The sequence below is a fragment of the Paracoccus sp. PAMC 22219 genome, assembly GCF_000787695.1.
Lineage (GTDB): Bacteria > Pseudomonadota > Alphaproteobacteria > Rhodobacterales > Rhodobacteraceae > Paracoccus.
Map to the genome: position 1 here is coordinate 1 of NZ_BBPH01000189.1, position 5,550 is coordinate 5,550.

General features: G+C 57.5%; 4 protein-coding genes and 1 pseudogene. 2 read left to right on the top strand and 3 right to left on the bottom strand.

All coding sequences use genetic code 11. The features are described from left to right. Nucleotides 1–178: 178 nt before the first annotated feature. Together TY51_RS17750 and TY51_RS21400 are read right to left on the bottom strand one after the other, a co-directional pair. Nucleotides 179–511, bottom strand: coding sequence for a hypothetical protein (locus tag TY51_RS17750; RefSeq protein ID WP_042252159.1), 333 nt, complete (start codon nt 509–511; stop codon nt 179–181). Between the two features lie 472 nt (nt 512–983). Continuing rightward, complete coding sequence (locus tag TY51_RS21400) at nt 984–2,747, bottom strand: DUF927 domain-containing protein (RefSeq protein ID WP_081995232.1); 1,764 nt, start codon at nt 2,745–2,747, stop codon at nt 984–986. A gap of 695 nt (nt 2,748–3,442) precedes the next feature. On the opposite strand from TY51_RS21400, the gene TY51_RS22250 reads away from it, so the two are divergent. Further along, a complete protein-coding gene (locus tag TY51_RS22250) occupies nt 3,443–3,589 on the top strand; it encodes a hypothetical protein (RefSeq protein WP_156118114.1) in 147 nt (48 codons plus the stop codon). Nucleotides 3,590–3,609: 20 nt separating this feature from the next. Then, nucleotides 3,610–4,326, top strand: a complete 717-nt coding sequence (locus TY51_RS17765) for a serine hydrolase (RefSeq protein ID WP_052650426.1) — start codon at nt 3,610–3,612, stop codon at nt 4,324–4,326. Between the two features lie 273 nt (nt 4,327–4,599). Here the strand turns inward: TY51_RS17765 and TY51_RS17770 are convergent. Continuing rightward, nucleotides 4,600–4,776 (bottom strand): annotated as a pseudogene (locus TY51_RS17770) (transposase); the annotation flags it as partial. Nucleotides 4,777–5,550 lie beyond the last annotated feature (774 nt).

The window sequence follows — 5,550 nt, forward strand, 5'->3', positions numbered from 1 at the left end:
ATCAATGGGTCTGGAGCCTAACGGCAGCGCGACGCGCGGCAAAGGGCGATCTTAATCGCGCGGCGGCGCTGGTGTCTTGATCACGCGGTTAGTATAAGAAAATGCGCTCTCGTTCGTCTGCTAAGTCGGTGGCAAGGACGATGCGGGGGATTGGAAGTTCTCTGCATTAATCCATCCCTTATTCGTCGATTGGTTGTGTGGGCATGATGGTCAGGCCGATCGTTTCGCCTGCATATCGCGCGCCGAGCATAAAGCCAGCGGCCCAGGTTCTGATCCTGTCGTGAGCTTCGATAGGGTTGTGGGTTTCGTCGTCGTTCAGCAGCAACTCGTAGACCGGGACTGGGTTATCACCGTCCTGGTTGGAGCACAGACTGAGACGGATCACACTTTCAACTGCCATGACCTCACCGCGATCCTGAAGATTGCCGGAGGTCAAATGCTCTAGCACCAGATAACCCTTTGTCCCGGGTGCGGGCAGAAGATCAAATAGCAGATTAAGGTTCTCTTTCATCACACCCTCCGTCTTGCGCGTCATGCAACGGGGTGCAGGAGGTGACGAAAACCTTACCAGAGTCAATTAGTCAAATTCTGCCTGCGTCGCGGAATGCCCTGCGCCAAAATGACGCCTCGCATGATCCTTTGCGGCACAAATTGCGGTGGATGGGTTCGCGGTCCACTTCCCGCGGATCTAGGCGCGCGCCCTCAATAATGGCGCATATGGAACACTCCACTGCCGCAACCGCCACGAACGCTAGGTTCCAGCCATACGTGCGGCATTACTGACTTTATACCGAGACGACTGACTCCGGGAGCGCGATTGATGAGCGCGGATTTGCAGAGTCGTGATTGACGGAGCGGTAGTGTCCATCCAGGCGCGTAAGCGAAGACCTCGCGGCGGATTGGTTCAGGTATGACAAGGCGATATTAGCGTCTTGGTAGAAGCCCGGCTGCTAAGCAATGCTAGGTTTACTTAAGGCCGTCATTCATACTTTCCAAACGCGGAGATCCTTCCTGAATCGGTAATAGCGTGGACGATGCTCGAACTGACGACCCATTCTGTATGTCCATGAATTGCGCTCCCCGCCGGGTACGACAATGCGTTGTTTCACCAGTCCAGGAATCGCGTCTCTAAGAGGGAGGATCGTTTCGAGCTGGTCTTTGGTGAGATAGACAAACTGATCATCCTGCCAGCCTCTCCCCGGGTCTGCCCTCTCCGTGGGGCTGGCGTCGTCGATCCAAACCAATGAATGCCGATTCTGGTCGATGAAAGCCCTAAGTCGGAGCAGCATGTCGTTAGGGGCCGCCGCAGTGTCCTGGCCAAACCGCCAGCGACCCGTGACGGAACTGACGGCGGCAATTGCGGAGCCCCCGGGCCAAGGCAGAAGACCACGGGCAATCGCCATCTCGCCGGCAATGGCAACCAAGGCGAACCGGCGCAGGGCCTCGCGGCGTGATCCTGTGCATACATCAGCCGGAAGTTCGGCCCGGTCCAGAATGGACCCGATGGTTGTCGCGATCTGCTGCGGGAGGGCGCCGATGATGTCGGAACGATCCTGATTGATAGCGTCGATGAAGGCCGGCATCAGATGTCCATGATGCGCCCTCATAGCTTGCCGCATCGCGACGAGGAAGGCGTCGCCATCATCGTGTCCGTGCAGTGTCTGCAGAGCCCCGTGCGGACCGATATCGGCAGTGATATCGATGATCCGTGACATCATCGCGGCCGGCACGATCTTGCGATTTCGGACGAGAAGATTTGCCAAGGGGCGCTCGCCTGTCGAGAGCCGCACGCCACGCCAGATCCATGTCGCCCCCCCGCTGACGGCCTCATCACCGAGGCCGGTCAGCCGTCCGAGAAGCTGAGACGATGGATTCTCTGACAGGCAATCGAAGTCCAACATGCCGTCGCAGCTCTGTGCCAGCTGTTCCTCAAGACGATCTGTGTCAACTGTCCAACTCTGCCTCAGGCGGGGTGACCGATCGGTGCTGGCGGCCACGGCGAGGAGGTGCGATTTTCCGATCGGACCCTGCCCATAGAAGTGGAACATTGTCGTTTGCAGATCGGCCAGCTTCAGCAGGGGTGCAGAAAGCGTGGCGCAGATACCGAACATCAGCAGTTCATTGCCCAGGGCAGAACCTGCGACAGCCTCCTGCCAGCCTGTCAGGGTTCCCGCTTTTTGTGCAGGTCGAGGGCTAACCAGTATTGCCTGTGACGCGGCACAGGGCGCCTCTTCAAAAGAGGTGCCGTCAGGCCGCATGTAAATCTCCCCTGAAGGCGTCTCCAACCATCCGGCATGATCGGCCCGCAGATCGACCCGAAGGTCCGGCCAAGCGCGGAGGAGCTGCTTGAAATCAGTCGGAGCGCCGAGAAGAGAAAATCCGCTATCGGCCAGACGGGCAATGACACGCCGTCCGTCCAGCTCGCTATTGTCAAAGACCATACGGGCGACAACCCCATCCCGGGTGCCGAACGCCACTTCCATCCCGTAGCCTGATCCATCGTTGCGGCGCATCCAGCGCAGAGGAGCGATAAGACCGCATACCGGCTTGAAATCAGCTGTGCAAATAATCCCGTCGTGACCAAAAAGGCCGAACCCGGAATGAAGACCCGCGCGCACCCGCGCTTCGAGTTCGCCCATTGTAAGCGCAGCAGATACTCCGTTTGAGGGGCCGCTGGTTTCAACAGGCAGATGGTCACGGTGTCCGTCAAATAGCTTCTCAGGATCGTCAGGGTTTACGTCCGTCATTTTGGGTCCTCCTCGTCAGACTACAGAGCCGCGTCGATCCCGTGGCACGACTGTTCTTCGTTTATTTGTCTTGCAATCAGAAAATTTCATTGGACCAATGGACCGGACCAGGTTCTCCAACCATGGCTGAGGAGTGCTTCTCGTTAGTTCAGCATCCACAGTCTTGGGAAAATGTCTTCTCTTCAGTGGTGGAAACCGCGTCGTCGTATGTGTTCAGACTACTAATCAGCGCTTAGCTCACGTTTTATCGTGTTTTTCCCTGCGGAATGCAGGTGGGTCACTCCACCTAATGGTCTGCTTTCAAACTTTCGTTTGTGGATATCTCTGCTAGACTGACTCTGGAAACGTGCCCGTTAATCCAAGGTGCAATCTTTTCCGGCCACTTTGGCTGTCAGGTCGCATTGGACCATAATTGGACCGAACTATTTTTTTGGACCAATGATCGTGATGTCGGCGCGGGTCTTGTACCGCAGCACCCATCTTCTCATTTGCCCGGCGATCCCCGCTGCTCCGCTCCAAGGATGAGCCTGGTTGAGGTCGGCGATGAATGGAGAAGGGATAATCTTGGTTTGTTACGGTCAACCGGCACGGCCAGAGTTCCATCGTAAGACCGGACGACGACGGACCATGCCCTTTGAATGGCTGGTTCCAAAGTGGGCGATATGTCAGCACCGGTCGTGAAGACTGTTCGATCCTTGCCAACGACACTCCACGCGACCTATGACCTTTATGATTTCCTGTCGCTGGACAATGTCACCGGGCTGATCGTGCTCAAGGACGGCGCGGTCGTCTTTGAGACCTATCAACGGGGCAATACGGCCGACACGCGCTGGACGATCTAGTCACCGACCATGTCCCGGCCTTGGCGGGCAGCGCCTATGACGGGGTCAGCATCCGCGACATCCTGCTGATGGCCTCGGGCGTGGAATGGAACGAGACCTATGCCGACCCTACGTCCGACTGCCGCGACCTGCTGCGCGCGCAGATCGAACAGCGCCCCGGCGCCGCGATGGAGGTGATGGCCGCACTGCCCCGCGCCCACGCCCCCGGCACCCATCACACCTATTCCACCGGAGAGACGCAGGTCCTGGGCGAGGTTGTCCATGGCGCCGTCGGCATGCCGTTGCCGGACTATATGGCGGAGAAGATCTGGCAACCCTACGGGATGGAGGCCGACGCCAACTGGTGGCTGGACAGCCCCAACGGGCTCGAGATCGGCGGCAGCGGCCTGTCGGCCACCCTGCGCGATTTCGCCCGCTTCGGGCAGTTCTTCCTGGAGGGCGGGGTGATCGACGGCAACGCCATCCTGCCCGACGAATGGACGGAGACCGCCGGTCTGCCGCCGGAGCTGACGGGCGGCGAGACGATCCATTATGGCTACATGTGGTGGCCCGGCTGGACCGGACCGTCCATCGCCGACGGCGCCTATGCCGCGATCGGCATCCAGGGGCAGAACATCTATATCAACCCGGCGCGGAATGTCGTGAGCGCCACGCATATGGCGCAGCCCAAGCCCCTGGGCCGCGAACCGGTCGACCCGCTGGTCGTGTTCGATGCCATCGCGGCAGCGCTTGACTGATGGGTTCCAGGCATTGTTCACATCAAGGCCCATGTTCATCGTGGCCCGCAGGCGATCCTCGGCTGGTGGTTGGCGGCCGCATCACCGATCTGGAGATCCGATGAGGGCCGGATCCCCGACGCGTGAGGGCAAGCGTGCCCTGGTCATCGGCAGCACGCGGAGCGCGGCCACAGTCGCGCTGTTCTCTGTTCTTGGCGCGCGGGGCCTGTCCATGGCACGCAAGGGTCCCGTCCGTTAAACTAATGTAATTTCTCGGATGGCCTGAGGTCATGATCAGGCGACTTTCGTGGTTATGCTGAGAATGGAGTCGATTTCCTCGGTGTCGATCCGGGCGAAGGCATCGACCATCATGTAGCGGCTCGAGGTCTGCCATTCATCGTTCTGCTCAAACGGCACGGCGGCTATCAGGCGCATGATCGATGCCTCGTTCGGGAAGATACCGGCGACATCGGCGCCCCACATCTTGAGAACGTGGCTCACCTGACCATAGCTTGACGTCGCCAAAAGCCAGCGCACCTGCACGACGACAGCGGGCATTCTCGTAGGTGATAATGATCGCTGATGTGACACCAAAGGCAATTAATAACAATGAGATTGAGTAAGTTATATCATTTTTAATTTTTCCGAGGATAATCTTATCTTTCGCAGGCCGAGGTGTCTGATCGGGAGTGAGCAAGGAGAGATCAAAAACAATGACGTAATTTATTTTTGAAAAATCTGCTACTTTTAAATCTGCAATTAATAAGGCGGAGTCTCTCAAATCGCAAGATTATGAACATCTTTCCGGTTTTTTAAATTTTAACACTAATTTAACAGGCTTTTAATTCTGGCGTTGGGAATTTTAAATTTGTCCCTTAAAAATAAGGGAAAATTCGATTTTAATGACACCTCAGGGTTCATTTTTGAGAGGCGAGACCTCGCAGAGGCACGCATCTCGTTCCAGACTGCAAATGCGGCATGGGAATGCCGCACTGCCATCACCCTTGCATTGCAAGTGTCGTTTCGAAAATCGTTTTTTCTCGTTTCGCAAACCATAATTTTTATCTTTCCGTCACCCCTTCCCTCACGCGTCGCAGCGTGACACGCCACGATAGCTTCCCTCGCGTTCGGCGAGATCGAGACAGAGGCCGCGGGCCTCGATCTCCTCGCGCAGGCGCTTGCCCTGGAGGCAGGCGGCGGAGCGGTCCAGCGTGTCGAGGCTCGTGTCGAAGCAGGTCTCGACGG